14 protein-coding genes, 1 tRNA gene and 1 other annotated feature are annotated in these 16,181 nt (G+C 40.4%); of the genes, 6 read left to right on the forward strand and 9 right to left on the reverse strand.

Annotated features, from left to right (window positions below; genetic code table 11):
• The 3 genes from IHV77_RS09010 to IHV77_RS09020 all read left to right on the forward strand — a co-directional run bounded on the left by IHV77_RS09010 (position 1) and on the right by IHV77_RS09020 (position 2,768).
• The gene (locus IHV77_RS09010; RefSeq protein WP_194811636.1) at positions 1–768 is read left to right on the forward strand and encodes an iron ABC transporter ATP-binding protein; all 768 of its coding nucleotides are present in this window, start codon (positions 1–3) and stop codon (positions 766–768) included.
• Positions 769–777: 9 nt separating this feature from the next.
• On the forward strand, positions 778–1,692 hold the full coding sequence (locus tag IHV77_RS09015) for a siderophore ABC transporter substrate-binding protein (protein ID WP_194811637.1): 915 nt from the start codon (positions 778–780) through the stop codon (positions 1,690–1,692).
• Positions 1,693–1,811: 119 nt separating this feature from the next.
• Positions 1,812–2,768: a sigma 54-interacting transcriptional regulator gene (locus IHV77_RS09020; RefSeq protein WP_194811638.1), complete on the forward strand. Its 957-nt coding sequence runs from the start codon at positions 1,812–1,814 to the stop codon at positions 2,766–2,768.
• 74 nt (positions 2,769–2,842) lie between these two features.
• Here the strand turns inward: IHV77_RS09020 and hflX are convergent, their stop codons facing one another.
• The 3 genes from hflX to rluC all read right to left on the reverse strand — a co-directional run bounded on the left by hflX (position 2,843) and on the right by rluC (position 5,576).
• Positions 2,843–4,222, reverse strand: coding sequence for a ribosome rescue GTPase HflX (gene hflX, locus IHV77_RS09025; protein ID WP_194811639.1), 1,380 nt, complete (start codon positions 4,220–4,222; stop codon positions 2,843–2,845).
• Between the two features lie 11 nt (positions 4,223–4,233).
• Positions 4,234–4,512 (reverse strand): RNA chaperone Hfq, encoded by a 279-nt coding sequence (gene hfq / locus IHV77_RS09030; RefSeq protein WP_194811640.1) that lies wholly within the window; start codon positions 4,510–4,512, stop codon positions 4,234–4,236.
• A gap of 95 nt (positions 4,513–4,607) precedes the next feature.
• Complete coding sequence (rluC, locus tag IHV77_RS09035) at positions 4,608–5,576, reverse strand: 23S rRNA pseudouridine(955/2504/2580) synthase RluC (RefSeq protein ID WP_194811641.1); 969 nt, start codon at positions 5,574–5,576, stop codon at positions 4,608–4,610.
• Positions 5,577–5,981: 405 nt separating this feature from the next.
• Here rluC and rne point away from each other — a divergent pair, with 405 nt between their 5' ends.
• Positions 5,982–8,804 carry a ribonuclease E gene (gene rne / locus IHV77_RS09040; RefSeq protein WP_194811642.1) on the forward strand — a complete coding sequence of 941 codons (2,823 nt, stop codon included), beginning with the start codon at positions 5,982–5,984 and terminating at the stop codon, positions 8,802–8,804.
• A 136-nt stretch (positions 8,805–8,940) separates the two neighbouring features.
• A tRNA-Ser gene (locus IHV77_RS09045) sits at positions 8,941–9,030 on the forward strand.
• A 57-nt stretch (positions 9,031–9,087) separates the two neighbouring features.
• Here the strand turns inward: IHV77_RS09045 and priC are convergent.
• From priC to IHV77_RS09075, 6 genes are all read right to left on the reverse strand, one after another.
• A complete protein-coding gene (gene priC / locus IHV77_RS09050) occupies positions 9,088–9,672 on the reverse strand; it encodes a primosomal replication protein PriC (RefSeq protein ID WP_194811643.1) in 585 nt (194 codons plus the stop codon).
• 32 nt (positions 9,673–9,704) lie between these two features.
• Positions 9,705–11,057, reverse strand: a complete 1,353-nt coding sequence (locus tag IHV77_RS09055; protein WP_194811644.1) for a Na+/H+ antiporter family protein — start codon at positions 11,055–11,057, stop codon at positions 9,705–9,707.
• 178 nt (positions 11,058–11,235) lie between these two features.
• Positions 11,236–11,355, reverse strand: a sequence feature (His leader region).
• Positions 11,356–11,447: 92 nt separating this feature from the next.
• Positions 11,448–12,137 carry a ribonuclease T gene (gene rnt, locus IHV77_RS09060; protein ID WP_194811645.1) on the reverse strand — a complete coding sequence of 230 codons (690 nt, stop codon included), beginning with the start codon at positions 12,135–12,137 and terminating at the stop codon, positions 11,448–11,450.
• 157 nt (positions 12,138–12,294) lie between these two features.
• Positions 12,295–12,702, reverse strand: coding sequence for a lactoylglutathione lyase (gene gloA, locus IHV77_RS09065; RefSeq protein ID WP_194811646.1), 408 nt, complete (start codon positions 12,700–12,702; stop codon positions 12,295–12,297).
• Positions 12,703–12,856: 154 nt separating this feature from the next.
• A complete protein-coding gene (cmoA, locus tag IHV77_RS09070; protein ID WP_194811647.1) occupies positions 12,857–13,582 on the reverse strand; it encodes a carboxy-S-adenosyl-L-methionine synthase CmoA in 726 nt (241 codons plus the stop codon).
• 59 nt (positions 13,583–13,641) lie between these two features.
• The gene (locus tag IHV77_RS09075) at positions 13,642–14,163 is read right to left on the reverse strand and encodes an isoprenylcysteine carboxyl methyltransferase family protein (protein ID WP_194813269.1); all 522 of its coding nucleotides are present in this window, start codon (positions 14,161–14,163) and stop codon (positions 13,642–13,644) included.
• Positions 14,164–14,346: 183 nt separating this feature from the next.
• Here IHV77_RS09075 and aspS point away from each other — a divergent pair, with 183 nt between their 5' ends.
• Positions 14,347–16,116 (forward strand): aspartate--tRNA ligase, encoded by a 1,770-nt coding sequence (aspS, locus tag IHV77_RS09080; RefSeq protein ID WP_194811648.1) that lies wholly within the window; start codon positions 14,347–14,349, stop codon positions 16,114–16,116.
• Positions 16,117–16,181: the final 65 nt, after the last annotated feature.

Genomic DNA, 16,181 nt, shown 5'->3' on the forward strand with positions numbered 1-16,181 from the left:
ATGGCGATTGAAGTTAGAAATATAAGTAAAAGTTATAGCGGAAAGAAGGTGGTGGATGACGTTTCTCTCACCATTCCTAAGGGCAAAATCACGTCTTTTATCGGACCGAACGGCGCAGGAAAAAGTACCCTGTTGTCTATCATCAGCCGTTTACTTTCGGCAGACCGTGGCGAGGTGTATTTAAACAATGAATTGCTGAATAGCAAAAAAAGTAATGATATTGCTAAGCAACTGGCTATTTTGAAACAATCCAACAATATTAATTTACGATTGACGATTGAGGAACTGGTGGCATTCGGGCGTTTTCCTTATTGCAAAGGAAACTTGACGGAAATCGACCGCACTTTTATTGATAATTCAATCTGTTATATGGATCTTGGCGATATTCGCCATCAATATATTGATAGACTTAGCGGGGGACAGCGTCAACGAGCTTATATTGCTATGACGTTGGCACAAAATACGGATTATATTTTGTTGGATGAACCTCTTAATAATCTTGATATGAAACATTCCGTACAGATTATGCAGGTATTACGCAAATTGGTAAATGAACTGAATAAGACGGTGGTGATTGTCATTCACGATATTAATTTTGCCTCCTGTTATTCGGATTATATTATCGCGATGAAAAACGGACGTTTAGTACAGCAAGGGGGGGTGAACCACATTATGCAATCCTCTGTTTTAAAAGATATTTATGATATGGATATTCCGATTCAGGAAATCGATAAGCATAAAATTGCCGTTTATTTTAGACACAACTAGGAGTTTTCAATGAAAAAAACATTTTCCACTTTAGCCCTATCCGTTTTGGCATTTATCGGTGTGAGCGCAGCCAATGCAGCAGACATCACTGTTGAAAATTTTGCCGGTAGGCAAATTGTTTCGCAAAACCCGCAAAAAGTCGTGGTGCTTGATTTCGGTGCGGCAGATACGATTCGTGCGTTAGGGGCGGCGGATAAAATTGTCGGTTTTCCACAAAGCGGCAAGATTCCGGGTTATCTTGCGGAATTTGCTAATGAAAAATTCAAAAATGTAGGGGATTTGAAGGAACAATCCTTAGAAAAAATTAATGATATCGCACCGGATTTAATTATCGCCTCAAAACGCCAAGAAAAAATGGTGGATAAATTTAAAGAAATTGCACCGGTTTTTTTCATTGATAATGACTACAAAAACTATTACGACAGTTTTCAACAAAATGTCATTGCACTGGGGCAAATTTTTGATAAGGAGTCCATCGCAAAAGAAAAATTAAAAGCATTGGAGACGGTGGTAAGCCAAGTGGCTAAGGATGCGAAAGATAAAACCGCACTGCTTGTTTTAGTGAATGAAAGCAAAATAAGCGCTTTTGGTGACGGCTCCCGCTATGGTATGGTGTACCAAAAATACGGCTTCCAACCAATTGATCCTACGATTAAATCTTCTACTCATGGCCAAAGTGTCGGATTTGAATATATTTTAGAAAAAAATCCCGATTTCTTATTGGTTGTAGATCGTACCGCTGCAATTACGGAAAAAGCCAATAATGCGCAAAAAGTACTGGATAACGACATCATTAAACAAACTAAAGCTTATAAAAACGGGCATATCGTTTATTTAGATGCTGCAAACTGGTATCTTGCTTTTGGAGGGTTAGAATCAATGGAAATCATTTCAAAAGAATTAGATAGCGCCGTTCGTAAATAATTTTTTTATTTGTAATGCCCCTTTATAAAGGGGCTTTTATTTATCTGTAAAACATTATTTACACTGTGTTGTAAACATCTTATGATAGTGCCAATTTTTATTCTTCAGGCCGATTTACTATGATTTCCAAATTCGATCCTAAATATCCTTTCGATTGCTTTGTTACTCATAGCGAGACGATGAAAAGTGCGGTAGAAAATGCGCAACGTTTTGCGATGTTTGATGTGCCCTTGTTAATTCAAGGCGAAACAGGTACGGGTAAAGATTTGCTGGCAAAAGCCTGTCATCATCAAAGTTTGCGTAGAGAGAATAAATTTATCGCTGTAAATTGTGCCGGTTTACCGGATGAAGACGCAGAAAGCGAAATGTTTGGACGAAAAGTAGGGGAGAGCGAAACTATCGGCTTTTTTGAATATGCCAATGAAGGTACGGTGTTACTGGATGGTATTGCTGAATTGTCGCTAAATCTGCAAGCAAAATTGCTCCGTTTTTTAACGGACGGTTCATTTCGCCGAGTGGGGGAGGAAAAAGAGCATTATGCCAATGTACGGGTGATCTGTACTTCACAGGTGCCGCTAAATCAATTGGTTGAGCAGGGTAAGGTACGAGCGGATTTATTTCATCGTTTGAATGTGCTAACGGTTAATGTGCCGCCATTACGTGAGCGTGTGGCGGATATTCAACCTCTGACAGCGATTTTTCTGCAAGAAATCAGCGAAACCTTGAAAATAAAAATACCCACCTTTGATTCGGATTTTCTCACTTATTTACAACAATATGATTGGAAAGGTAATGTCCGTGAATTGTACAACACACTATATCGGGCCTGTTCTTTGGCAAAAAATAACCGTTTGAGCCTTGAAGATTTGAGTTTGACATTACCGGAAAGTGCGGTCATTTCTATCAATGAATTTGAAAACCAAACGTTAGAAGAGATTATCGGGCAATATGAAGCCAAAGTACTTCGGATGTTTTATGCCGAATTTCCAAGTACAAGAAAACTGGCGCAACGATTGGGCGTTTCTCATACGGCGATTGCGAATAAATTGAAGCAATATGGAATCGGAAAGTCATAATATTTATCTTCTCGATTGGAGAGGAATATTTTTGTGAGATTAAAGAGATATATTTAATTTTTGCTCAGAAGGCTTTATTCATCTTCTTTGGCTTGTAGGTTCGGATAAACATTAAGAAGTCCTGAGAATTGTTTGCATAATTTCAACCATTCCACTTTGTCGATCTGTATCGCTAATAAAAATTCCCCTCGCTCCGAAATTTGCTCGTCACGCACGACATCCAATTGATAAAGTCGGTGACGAAGTTTTCCTTCGTGCGGTTGAAGCGTGAGATTGAGAGAAAATATCTCATTTTTTAACCGCACTTTAATCGCTTCAATGAGTAAGTTCAGCCCTTCTCCTTTGTGGGCGGAAAGATAAACGGCTATCGGTTTATTTTCATCATCATATTCGATATGGGGTGCTACATTATCCAATAGATCAATTTTGTTATAAATTCTCAGAGTGGGAATTTTATCCGCACCGATTTCTTCCAACACTAAATTAACGGCTTCTATATTCTCCGATTTTCTCGGATCTGCAACATCAATTACGTGGAGTAACAAGGCAGCTTCTACGGTTTCCTGCAAGGTGGATTTAAAAGCCGAAACAAGATCATGCGGGAGCTGTCTTATAAAGCCCACCGTATCCGCCAGAATAGTAGTGCCGACATCTTGAATTTGTAATCGGCGCAAGGTGGGATCGAGTGTGGCAAAAAGTTGATCCGCCGCATAGACGTTCGCTTGGGTAATGAAATTAAACAGCGTGGATTTGCCGGCATTAGTGTAACCGACCAATGAAATAGTCGGAATATCTGCTTTTTGGCGTGTTTGACGATTTTGATTTCGTTGTTTTTCCACTTTCGCCAAGCGATTTTGCAGCTGTCCGATACGCACTTTAATGAGACGGCGATCTGTTTCCAATTGGGTTTCACCCGGACCTCGTAAACCCACTGCGCCTTTTTGTTGATCAAGCCCTGTTTTACGGCGGACCAATCGGGTCGATAAATGTTTTAACTGCGCCAGTTCCACTTGTAATTTCCCTTCATGGGAACGGGCTCGTTGCGCGAAAATATCCAAAATAACGGCGGTACGATCCACTACCCGACAATGACATAAACTTTCTAAGTTTCGTGTTTGTGCCGGTGTCAGTTGATGATTTACTAAAATCACATTTGCATTGTATCGTTCCACTGCGGCGGCGATTTCTTGGGCTTTACCTTCTCCTACAAAATATTTTGCTTGTGGCGCAGTACGGTGGGTGGTGATGGTTTCTAATACATCAACATCGGCAGAATCTGCAAGTAAGAGAAATTCCGACAGATCGTCTTGATTTTTATTTTGTGAAAAGAAAACCTGTACAACGATAGCGGTATCGCGTAAAGCATTTATATTTTTGCTAGTTTTAAACGGGGAAAGTGCGGTTGAAAATTCATTTGAAATTTCAACCGCACTTTGAGTTTGTTGATGATCCATTTTTTAACGGATTATTCGCTTTGGGTTTCGGTTTCTTCCGTCACCTCAGCTGCCGCTTGAGCATTGTGATGATTATTGTGATGGGATACAGAACGCGCAGGAACCACAGTAGAAATGGCGTGTTTATATACCATTTGGTTTACGGTGTTCTTCAATAAAATCACGAATTGATCGAACGATTCGATTTGACCTTGTAATTTGATCCCATTTACGAGATAAATCGACACGGGGATACGCTCGCGACGCAGAGCATTCAAATAAGGATCTTGTAAAGATTGTCCTTTAGCCATTTTGTTATCCTTTGGTTGTCGTGTTTACGAAAAATATGACAGAAACGAATTGTTTCTGTTCTGCGCTCAAATATAGCAATAAACATAGAATTTGTCTATTTGCTTTCTCGTAACTTTTTCAATATCGCCTTCATTTTTTCATCAAGTTGGGCATTGAAACGAAGTGTTTCCCCTGTTTTCGGGTGTTCAAAACGAATTGAATAGGCATGTAAGAATAAGCGATTTAAACCTAAGGCCTGCATTTGCATATCAAAATCCTTATCACCGTATTTATCGTCTAAAGCGATAGGATGAGCGACATACTGGGCGTGTACACGGATTTGGTGCGTACGCCCTGTTACCGGAGAAGCTTTGACCAAGGTGGCGTTAAGATAGCGTTCTTCAATAGAAAAACGGGTTTCGGAAGGCTTACCCTGCTCACTGACACGTACAATGCGTTCGCCACTGGAAAGTTCATTTTTCAATAGTGGCGCTTGTATCACTTTTACATGGGATTGCCATTGTCCCCTAACCAACGCTAAGTAATCTTTTTGTACGGTTTTTAATCGTAGTTGTTCGTGCAAATGACGTAACGCAGAGCGTTTTTTCGCAATTAATAAAATTCCCGACGTATCACGATCCAAACGATGTACCAATTCTAAAAAACGGGCTTCAGGGCGTAATGCACGCAATGCTTCAATCACACCGAAATTTAAGCCGCTACCACCATGCACGGCAATGCCTGAGGGTTTATTCAAAACGATTAAACAGTCGTCTTCAAATAGGATTTGGTTTTCAAGTGCGGCAACTTTATTTAAGTTTTTGGAAACGGGCGTGTCATTTTTTTCCGATATGCGAATAGGTGGTATGCGTACAACATCGCCTGCCTGTAATTTATATTCCGGCTTAATACGTCCTTTATTCACCCGTACCTCGCCTTTTCGCACAATACGATAAATCAAACTTTTCGGCACTCCTTTCAGTTTTGCCAATAAATAATTATCAATGCGTTGACCGGCTTCGTCTTCACTGATTGTCAGCAGTTTTACCGCCGAATTGATAACTTTTTCTTTTTGTTCCATCATTCTTTTATCCTTTGAAAATCGGCGCAAATCATATCATAAAAGCGATTGCGAGGGTAATAATCGCCTTGCTAATTTGTCGGTTTCTATGGATAATAGAGCGTCTTTTTGTGCATAAATTTTTGCACTTCTAATTGACAAGTTTTGTTGGTGGAAACTCAATGCGGCAATCGGCATAAGACATTGATAATCAACATTTTTCTTTTTGAAATAAACCGCCCGCTTGCAACACGTGCGGAATATCGTGTTGTTTTATTACGCAACCGTTTATTTATCGTTTTATAACGTTATCAATGCACCCAGCAACATACAATCGTGAGATTGATTGGCGCGAGAAACACGAGGTCGATAACGAAGCAAAGTGCGGTTTATTTTAAGGTAGTTTTTAATTTAATAAGAGAATTGACAATGAAAAGAATGTTAATCAACGCAACTCAAAAAGAAGAGTTGCGCGTAGCGCTTGTCGATGGACAACGCCTTTTTGATTTGGATATTGAAAATCCGGGTCATGAACAGAAAAAAGCAAATATCTACAAAGGGAAAATTACCCGGGTTGAACCTAGTTTAGAAGCGGCTTTTGTAGATTACGGCGCAGAACGCCACGGTTTTTTACCGTTGAAAGAAATTGCACGTGAATATTTTCCGGCGGATTACGTATTCCAAGGTCGTCCGAATATTCGCGATATTTTAACCGAAGGGCAAGAAGTTATCGTTCAAGTGAATAAAGAGGAACGGGGTAATAAAGGGGCTGCACTGACGACTTTTGTTTCTCTTGCCGGCAGTTATTTGGTGATTATGCCGAATAACCCGCGCGCAGGTGGCATTTCCCGCCGTATTGAGGGTGATGAGCGCACTGAATTAAAAGAAGCACTCAGTTCTTTGGAGGTGCCGGAAGGTGTGGGGCTTATCGTGCGTACTGCTGGTGTGGGTAAATCACCGGAAGAATTACAATGGGATTTAAAAGTGCTGTTGCATCATTGGGAAGCGATTAAACAAGCTTCTCAAAGTCGCCCGGCACCTTTCCTTATTCACCAAGAAAGTGATGTGATCGTGCGTGCTATCCGTGATTATTTACGTCGCGATATCGGTGAAATCTTAATTGATAGCCCGAAAATTTTTGAAAAAGCGAAAGCCCATATCAAACTCGTTCGCCCTGATTTCATTAATCGGGTGAAGTTATACCAAGGTGAAGTGCCGCTTTTTAGTCATTATCAAATCGAATCACAAATTGAATCGGCTTTTCAACGTGAAGTGCGTTTACCATCGGGCGGTTCGATTGTCATTGATGTGACAGAGGCCTTAACTGCGATAGATATTAACTCCGCACGTTCAACCCGTGGCGGTGATATTGAAGAAACGGCGCTTAATACCAACCTTGAAGCCGCAGATGAAATTGCCCGTCAATTGCGTTTGCGTGACTTGGGTGGTTTGGTTGTTATTGATTTCATTGATATGACACCGGTTCGTCATCAACGTGAAGTTGAAAATCGCATTCGTGATGCGGTACGCCAGGATCGCGCTCGTATTCAAATTAGTCGTATTTCGCGCTTTGGTCTACTGGAAATGTCCCGTCAGCGTTTAAGCCCGTCTTTAGGAGAATCATCGCATCACATTTGTCCACGCTGTCAAGGTACCGGAAAAGTACGTGATAACGAATCGCTTTCCTTGTCGATTTTGCGTTTAATCGAAGAAGAAGCACTGAAAGAAAATACCAAACAAGTGCACACCATTGTGCCGGTGCAAATCGCCTCTTATCTGTTAAATGAAAAACGTAGAGCCATTAGCAGCATAGAGAAACGCCATAATGTCGATGTGATCGTTGCACCAAACGAAGCAATGGAAACACCGCATTTTAGCGTATTCCGTTTACGTGATGGCGAAGAAGTGAATGAGTTAAGTTACAACTTAGCGAAAATTCACTGTGCGCAAGATGAAATAGATGAGGAATCAACAATTACCCGTCAAGCTGACAATCCGGTAGGGAGTGAACAGCCTGCAATCGAAAGTGCGGCCGTATCCCTTTCTATTTCTGAAGCGGCGCCGACGCCGATAGAACGTAAATCGGATGAACCGTCGCTATTGGCAAAAATCATCGCGAAAATTAAAGCGTTGTTTACTACTGCTGAGGCGAAGGAAGAAAAAACAAAAAATAATCGTAATAACCGACATAATCGCAACCAACGCCGTACACAAGATCGCCGTAATATTTCCCGTCGTACAAGAACGGAAAATATAAGCGATGTGGAAAAAACGGAAGAGGAACAAGTGCGTCCAACGCGTGAGCGTAATCAACGCCGTTCACGCCGAAACAATGTCATAGATGAAACATTGAACGAAAGTGCGGTTAATTTTGCCTCTGTTTCTGAGGCTGAAGTTCAGGGGGAAAAAACAGAGCAAGTGCCTCAGCGTCGTCAACGTCGCGATTTGCGTAAACGTGTGCGTGTTGATGAAAATGCGACAGATATTCGCAAAATAGAGAGTGATTCTGATGTGCTCGAACCTGTTTCAACCGTTGCTCCGGTTGAAATTAATGCTCAGGCTGAAGTTGATACACCAACCGAAGTTGGTATATCTGCCGAAACCGTGGAAGAAAAACAACCTCGTCAGGAACGCCAACGTCGTACTCCGCGTCATTTACGTGTTGCGAATAGTCAGCGTCGCCGCCGTCAAGAGGTTAAATCGCCGATGCCGTTATTTGCTGCCGTCGTTTCACCGGAATTAGCAAGCGGTAAAGTATGGGTGGATCATTCCGTTGTGAATACACCGAAAGAAAATCATTTCTTATCTGTGGATGAATTGCTGGAACAGGAGAAAACCAAAAAAGGTTTTATTACGCCTGCAACAGGAATCGTGGTTCAAAACAGCCCGGTGGAAGCGAAACCTGCTTTAGATTTCATCATTCAGCCGGCGAATGAATCCGTACGGAAAAAAGTACAAGAGTCATTGGAGCGCCTTAATGCAGAAAAAGAACAAAATGAAGCTGTTGAGATAGAAAACACAACGGAATTTATCCGCACTTATGAGTTTAAGGGGCGTTTGGGAACGATTTCTTCCGTAAATCATACTAAATCCGAGATGACGCTTGCAAAAGCCGGTGATGAAATGGCAAAACCTTTCCCTATTATCGAGTGGAATGAATCACGTTATTACTTCTACGGTAAAGGTTCGGCAGGACATCATAGCGCAATTAGTCATGTGTATTCTGAGCCAACGAAAGCAAAATCAGAATAATGAGAAATTGGTGCAAAATAATGCACCAATTTTTTTATCTTTGAATTGAGCTAAAATTAATCACTTGATAAAAATATGGATTTTTATACTTGACGGAGTTTGGTAAAAAACGTATCATTCACCCCGCTTAAATCACGGAGGAATGGTCGAGTGGTTGAAGGCACCGGTCTTGAAAACCGGCGAGGGTTTACGCCCTCCGTGAGTTCGAATCTCACTTCCTCCGCCATCAAATTTAAAAAATCCCTTAATTGAAAAATTAAGGGATTTTTGCTTTTCTGGACTTTTATTTTTCCTGATTATTTCTGTTTTCTTGTTCTTCTTTAAAGGCTAAATATTCTTCTAATAAATCAATGGCTTCTTGACATTTTTGGCGACGTTGCTTGTACTGCTTGGCAAGCTGTAAGGCTTTCTTTTGTTTTTCCACATGGGTTTCCGTATGGGCAAGATCCCTGTGTTGTTGATACAAACGGTTTAATTGTTCAAGCGCTTCATAATATTTTTCTAAACGTTCGCGCGGTGGAAGTTTATGAATTTCGTGTTGTGTTTTTCTTATTGGTGTCGGTTTTTGTTGCTTTTGTAAGAACAACGGTTTGCTTTTTCGATTTAATGCTTCTGACAATGCTGTACATTGTTTTAATAAAAGCTCGGTAATAAAAGTATAATGATTAACATCATTAGAATTAAGAAATTTAATTTTTGTTAATGTTTGTTCAATTTCGTTGAAATAAAAAGCGGTAGTTTGTCCGTTTTCACTAAATAAAGTGCGGTCAAATTTTACGAAGATTTTTTCTTCGTGTTGAGCCGAATAAGTTTGATGAAGTTGTTGTACTTTTTGTTCTAATGTTTTGATGAGTTGTTGAATGCTCATAAAAATCCCCCAATGACGGGGGATTATAATCGCTAAAGGTACATTGCTGCAATCCAGCCAAAGATAATCAAAGGAATATTGTAGTGAATAAAGGTCGGAACGACAGAATCCCAAATGTGGTCGTGTTTACCGTCAATGTTTAAACCTGATGTCGGTCCTAATGTGGAATCGGAAGCCGGGGAGCCCGCATCACCTAACGCTGCGGCTACGCCTACAATCGAAACCGTTGCTAATGGAGAAAATCCGAAAGACAAGCAAAGCGGTACGTAGATTGACGTGATAATCGGCACTGTTGAGAATGAAGAACCAATCCCCATAGTGATTAATAAGCCTACAAGTAACATCAAGAAAGCGGCGATACCTTTACTTTGAATTGCACCGCTACTGAGACTTTGTACTAAATCGGTAACACCGGTGGTTGCATTGATGACATTCGCAAAACCTGAAGCGGCAATCATAACAAAACCAATCATCGCCATCAGGCGTAAACCTTGCTGGAAAATGTCGTTACTTTCTTTTAGTTTGAAAATACCGAATACGGCGAAGATGATTAAACCGACCAAGCCGCCGATAATTGTTGAACTGGTGAAAAGCTGGGTTGCAAAAGTGACGATAATTGCGATCAAACTTGCGGTAATTTGTTTCGGTTGAATATTGGCAATATGGGCTTCAATTTCTCTTGTGGTTGGTTCTTCTGTCGTAACATTATATTCGCGCGGTTTGCGATAGGTAATAAACACCGCGGTTAATAGCCCTAAAATCATACCGACCACAGGGAGTAACATCGCAAGAGAAACCTGTGATACATCGGTTTGTAATCCTAAGGTACTGCCCGCTTGGTTAATATTTTTGACTAAAATACTTTCGATAAAGATTTTTCCGAACCCGACAGGCAGGAGCATATAGGTTGCCGTTAAACCGAATGTAAGTACACAAGCGACAGCACGGCGATCGATTTTTAATCGATTAAAAATGGAAAGAAGCGGCGGTACGACAATTGGAATAAATGCGATGTGCACAGGAAGTAGATTTTGAGATGAAATAGAAAACAGAACCAATACACCAAAAAGTAAATATTTAAACCACGCAAGGTTATTGCTTGTTGGGGTTCTATTCATTTTCGTAATGATCTTATAGGCGAGTAAATCGGTAATCCCTGATTTGGAAATAGCAATGGCAAATGCGCCTAACATTGCATAGTTCATCGCAACCTCTGCACCGCCGCCTAAGCCGCCGGTAAAGGTTTCGATTGTTTTGCTTAAGCCGAGATCACCATATAGCCCGGCGGTAAGTGCTGCGATAACGAGTGCGATAACCACATTGATGCGTAGCAAACTTAATGCCAGCAATACAATGATAGAGATAACAACAGGGTTTGATAACATTGTGTTTTTCCTTATAAATAATAGTAAGTAGTGGAGTATTAAAGTTTAGTTTTAAAGTGAATTAGATTTAAAAATGTCTATTGCAGTCGTACTGCTTTCGGTTTGCCATTTTAATTTAATTCACTATATTTAATTTTGTTATGTCGCATAGTTAAAATTCCTATAGGTTGTTGTGGTAAAAGAAACCCCTCGAAAGTTGTCTCCCGAGGGGTAAGATTTTATTATCCTGTCTGCCCGGAAGAAATCTTCCAAGCACACCAAAAACCTGAAAGATTATTCAGTTAAATGGTGATGATGGTGACGGATAATAGACATATTTAAATCTCCAATTAAGAATTGGTTTTTAAACTACTGGAAAACGAAGGCGATTGCAACCTCTTTTTGAAAAAATTAAAGTGCGGTTGTTTTTTCATCTGTTTTTTCGTTTTCTATTTCCAATACGCAATGAGGAAATCCGCCTAAATCTTTCAGATGATTTACCATATAACAGAATAATTCGGCGGTACGCTCCGTATCATACAAAGCGGAATGCGCCAGTTTTCCATCAAAAGGAATTTTTGCGGCTTGACAGGCTTTCACAAGGACGGTTTGTCCGAACATTAAACCCGCAAGACTTGCCGTATCAAACATTCCAAAAGGATGAAACGGATTACGTTTTACACCGGTGCGTTCTGCCGCCGCCATCAAAAAACTTTGATCGAAAGCCGCATTATGCGCCACGATAATTGATCGTTGGCAACCCGCATTTTTTTGCTCGCGGCGCACCATTTGAAATAATTCCGTTATAGCATCTAATTCCGATACGGCACCACGTAGAGGATTGTGAATATCAATGCCGTTAAATTTCAAGGAGTCCGGATTAATATTCGCCCCTTCAAAAGGCTCAATATGGAAATGACATTTTTGATCGGGGTGTAAATATCCGTTTTCATCCATTTTTAATGTGATCGCCGCCAGTTCTAATAACGCATCTTTTTTAGCATCAAATCCTGCGGTTTCCACATCGATGATGACGGGAAAATAACCTCGAAAGCGATTTTTTAATTGATTATGATAAGGAATTTCTTGAGTATCGGACATAGGTTATCCTTCAGAAAATAAAAATAACGCAGGTGGTGAACCCACGTTATGAAAATACGACAAAAACTCTATTCAATCGCTTTGAACGATTGTTATGCCTTAAGGCACTGTTGGCAAAGCCAATGTTCAAAATCTAAAGATTTGTGACCGCACTTAATTAATTGCCAAGACCGGCTTTTGCGCTTTTATTTTCAATAAATTCGATTTTGTAACCGTCCGGATCTTCCACGAAAGCAATGACGGTGCTGCCGCCTTTCACCGGTCCCGGCTCACGGGTGACTTTACCGCCGTTCGCACGTACGGCTTCACAAGTCGCAACAATATCATCGACACCAATCGCAATATGACCATAAGCCGTGCCAAGATCATATTCATTTACGCCCCAGTTGTAGGTAAGCTCGATTACTGATGATTTATCTTCATCGTCATAACCTAAAAACGCCAGTGAATATTTATATTCCGGATTTTCGCTTGTGCGTAATAAACGCATTCCTAATATATCTTGATAAAATTTAATTGAACGATCCAAATCGCTTACGCGCAACATCGTGTGTAAAATTCGCATTGGTTTGTCCTTATTTTGAATAGATACTTGCGGGGATTATGACATAAATCGAATCATAAATCAGTAAAACCCGTGTTAATCTTACTTTATAGTGAGAGTATTGGAAAAATAATCATAAGGAATCGCCATTTTTGATTTTATGACAGAACTTTTTTTATTTTACAGCGATCATCGAACCGAAATTAAAACATTGAAACCACAATTCTACTTGTGAGAATCCTACATTTTTTAGCCGGGTTTTATGTGTTTTTATTGAATCGGTACGCATTACATTTTCAAGTGCAGTGCGTTTCTGGCTCACTTCCAATTCGCTGTAGCCGTTGGCACGTTTGAATTGATGATGTAAATCAATCAATAAATTATCTACTTTTTCATCTTCAAAACGGAATTTTTCCGAAAGCACCAATACACTATTCGGGTTTAAGCCTTGATAGATTTTTTCAAGCAATGTAGTGCGATCTTCCGGTGGTAAAAATTGTAGCGTGAAATTCAAAATCACCATAGAGGCATTTTTTATTTCGATATGACGAATATCGTCACATAAAATTTCGACTGGAACGTTACTGTGGTAAGCCGCAATATGTTGGCGACAACGTTCCACCATGGGCAGAGAGTTATCAATACCGATGATTTTTACGTTGGGTTGATGAATATTTCTACGGGCAGAAAGGGTTGCAGCACCGCGTGAGCAACCGAGATCATACACATTGCTGTTTGCCGTCACAAAACGTTCGGCAAGCATACCGATTGCGGTGATGATATTGGAATAACCCGGTACGGAGCGTTGGATCATATCAGGGAATACTTCGGCAACGTTTTCATCAAAGGTGAAATCGCCCAGTTTTTCGATAGGGGTTGAGAAGATGGTATCTTTCATCATTAAATATTTTTAGTTCAAAAGTGCGGTTAATTTGGAAGAAGTTTTTGTAACAATTTGGGTTATATTGCCCTATTAAATAGATGCTTCATCGCCCTTTCTTCTTGTCGAATACGTATTGTAAGAAGGGTCAAATAAATAGGCAATCCCAGCATTGCTGTATAGCTTGCTTGACATAATAGACTAAGCCCAATTAATTCGGGAATGATATTAAGGAAATAATTTGGATGGCGAACATACTTAAATAAAAATGATCTATTTATCTTATGCTCAGGTAGAATATAAATCTTAACTGTCCAAATTTCATTTAAGCTGTAAATAACGTAAAACAACATGATAATAGCAAATACAAGGATAACTAAACCGATTTGCGATAGTGTGTCGAATGGAACATTCTTATAGTTTGCTTCAATAATTGCTGATGTATAGAATAAGATATGTACAACTGATAGTAAATTTGAATTAATTTTACCGTATTGTATGGCTCCTTTTGCAATTAACGCTTTTTCATTTTTTATTGAAATAGATAAGCTATAAAAGCGAATAGCCAAGGTGGCAATAAATACAATATTAATGATTAACATCATTTCCTCTTTGTATGTAAAAATTAGGGGCGCCACAATAGCAAAATTTATCTTGTTATGCATCAAAAATTATTCAATACCCTTGATTTCTAAAGGATTCAGATCAGAAATAACCTTTTCTTCTCGTTCAAATTTTCGCTATAATCCCCCCGTTTTTACAAATTCTATTAAAAGGATAATTTTATGATGCGTACACATTATTGCGGTGCGTTAAACCGTAGCAACATAGGACAAGAAGTAACACTAAGCGGCTGGGTGCATCGTCGCCGTGATTTAGGCGGTTTAATTTTTATTGATATGCGCGATCGCGAAGGCATTGTTCAAGTGTGTTTTGACCCGAAATATCAAGAAGCCTTAACGGCTGCCGCAGGTTTGCGTAATGAATTTTGCATTCAAATTAAAGGTGAAGTGATCGCTCGCCCTGAAAATCAAATTAATAAAAATATGGCGACCGGTGAAGTGGAAGTATTGGCAAAATTATTAAGTATCTATAATACCTCAGATGTGCTACCGCTTGATTTTAACCAAAATAACACCGAAGAACAGCGTTTGAAATACCGCTATCTTGATCTTCGCCGCCCGGAAATGGCTGAACGCCTCAAAACTCGTGCCAAAATTACTAGTTTTGTTCGCCGTTTTATGGACGAACACGGCTTCTTAGATATTGAAACCCCAATGCTTACCAAAGCAACACCTGAAGGCGCTCGTGATTACCTCGTGCCTAGCCGTGTACATAAAGGCAAATTTTATGCTTTGCCACAATCGCCGCAACTCTTCAAACAGCTTTTAATGATGTCGGGATTTGACCGTTACTATCAAATTGTAAAATGTTTCCGTGATGAAGACCTGCGTGCGGATCGCCAGCCTGAATTTACCCAGATCGATGTGGAAACTTCGTTCTTAACTGCGCCGGAAGTGCGTGAAATTATGGAACGTATGGTGCATGGCTTGTGGCTTGATATTATTGGCGTGGATCTTGGCAAATTCCCTGTAATGACTTGGCAAGAAGCGATGCGCCGTTTCGGTTCGGATAAACCGGATTTGCGTAATCCGTTAGAGATGGTAGATGTGGCGGATATTGTGAAAGACGTGGATTTTAAAGTATTCCAAGGACCGGCAAATGATCCGAATGGTCGTGTCACAGTGATCCGTGCGCCAAACGGCAATGAAATTACCCGTAAACAAATTGATGAATACACGCAATTTGTCGGTATTTACGGTGCAAAAGGGTTGGCTTGGTTAAAAGTTAATGATGTGAATGCAGGTCTTGATGGCGTACAAAGTCCGATTGCGAAGTTCTTAAACGAGGGAGTTCTAAAAGCCTTATTAGAGCGTGTCGGTGCACAAACCGGCGATATTCTTTTCTTTGGGGCGGATAAATGGCAAATCGCAACCGATGCAATGGGAGCGCTACGCTTGAAACTCGGCCGTGATTTAGGTTTAACCCGTTTAGACCAATGGCAACCGCTTTGGGTGATCGACTTCCCAATGTTTGAGCGTGATGACGAGGGTAATCTTGCTGCAATGCACCACCCGTTTACTTCACCAAAAGATTTCTCGCCGGAACAATTAGAAGCCGATCCGACAGCTGCTGTTGCTAACGCTTATGATATGGTGATTAATGGCTATGAAGTAGGTGGTGGTTCGGTGCGTATTTTCGACCCGAAAATGCAACAAACCGTATTCCGCATCTTAGGCATTGATGAAGAACAACAACGCGAAAAATTCGGTTTCTTATTAGACGCATTAAAATTCGGCACACCACCTCATGCCGGTCTCGCATTCGGCTTAGACCGCTTGACAATGCTCATCACAGGCACCGAAAACATTCGTGATGTTATCGCCTTCCCGAAAACTACCGCTGCAGCCTGCTTAATGACCGAAGCCCCAAGCTATGCAAATCCGCAAGCGTTAGTGGAGTTGGGGATTGAGGTGAAAAAACTAGCGGAATAATGACCGCTCTTTGAATGAAATAAATAGGCTTTATGCCTATTTATTTTAACGAAATTCTATAAATG

Source organism: Rodentibacter haemolyticus (genome assembly GCF_015356115.1).
In the GTDB taxonomy this organism is placed as follows: Bacteria; Pseudomonadota; Gammaproteobacteria; order Enterobacterales; family Pasteurellaceae; genus Rodentibacter; species Rodentibacter haemolyticus.

What these genes read in the sequence shown, in the direction of transcription:
- IHV77_RS09010 (WP_194811636.1), top strand. Translation starts at nt 1, where the DNA reads ATGGCGATTGAAGTTAGAAATATAAGTAAAAGTTATAGCGGAAAGAAG.
- IHV77_RS09015 (WP_194811637.1), top strand. Translation starts at nt 778, where the DNA reads ATGAAAAAAACATTTTCCACTTTAGCCCTATCCGTTTTGGCATTTATC.
- IHV77_RS09020 (WP_194811638.1), top strand. Translation starts at nt 1,812, where the DNA reads ATGATTTCCAAATTCGATCCTAAATATCCTTTCGATTGCTTTGTTACT.
- hflX (WP_194811639.1), bottom strand. Translation starts at nt 4,222, where the DNA reads ATGGATCATCAACAAACTCAAAGTGCGGTTGAAATTTCAAATGAATTT.
- hfq (WP_194811640.1), bottom strand. Translation starts at nt 4,512, where the DNA reads ATGGCTAAAGGACAATCTTTACAAGATCCTTATTTGAATGCTCTGCGT.
- rluC (WP_194811641.1), bottom strand. Translation starts at nt 5,576, where the DNA reads ATGATGGAACAAAAAGAAAAAGTTATCAATTCGGCGGTAAAACTGCTG.
- rne (WP_194811642.1), top strand. Translation starts at nt 5,982, where the DNA reads ATGAAAAGAATGTTAATCAACGCAACTCAAAAAGAAGAGTTGCGCGTA.
- priC (WP_194811643.1), bottom strand. Translation starts at nt 9,672, where the DNA reads ATGAGCATTCAACAACTCATCAAAACATTAGAACAAAAAGTACAACAA.
- IHV77_RS09055 (WP_194811644.1), bottom strand. Translation starts at nt 11,057, where the DNA reads ATGTTATCAAACCCTGTTGTTATCTCTATCATTGTATTGCTGGCATTA.
- rnt (WP_194811645.1), bottom strand. Translation starts at nt 12,137, where the DNA reads ATGTCCGATACTCAAGAAATTCCTTATCATAATCAATTAAAAAATCGC.
- gloA (WP_194811646.1), bottom strand. Translation starts at nt 12,702, where the DNA reads ATGCGAATTTTACACACGATGTTGCGCGTAAGCGATTTGGATCGTTCA.
- cmoA (WP_194811647.1), bottom strand. Translation starts at nt 13,582, where the DNA reads ATGATGAAAGATACCATCTTCTCAACCCCTATCGAAAAACTGGGCGAT.
- IHV77_RS09075 (WP_194813269.1), bottom strand. Translation starts at nt 14,163, where the DNA reads ATGTTAATCATTAATATTGTATTTATTGCCACCTTGGCTATTCGCTTT.
- aspS (WP_194811648.1), top strand. Translation starts at nt 14,347, where the DNA reads ATGATGCGTACACATTATTGCGGTGCGTTAAACCGTAGCAACATAGGA.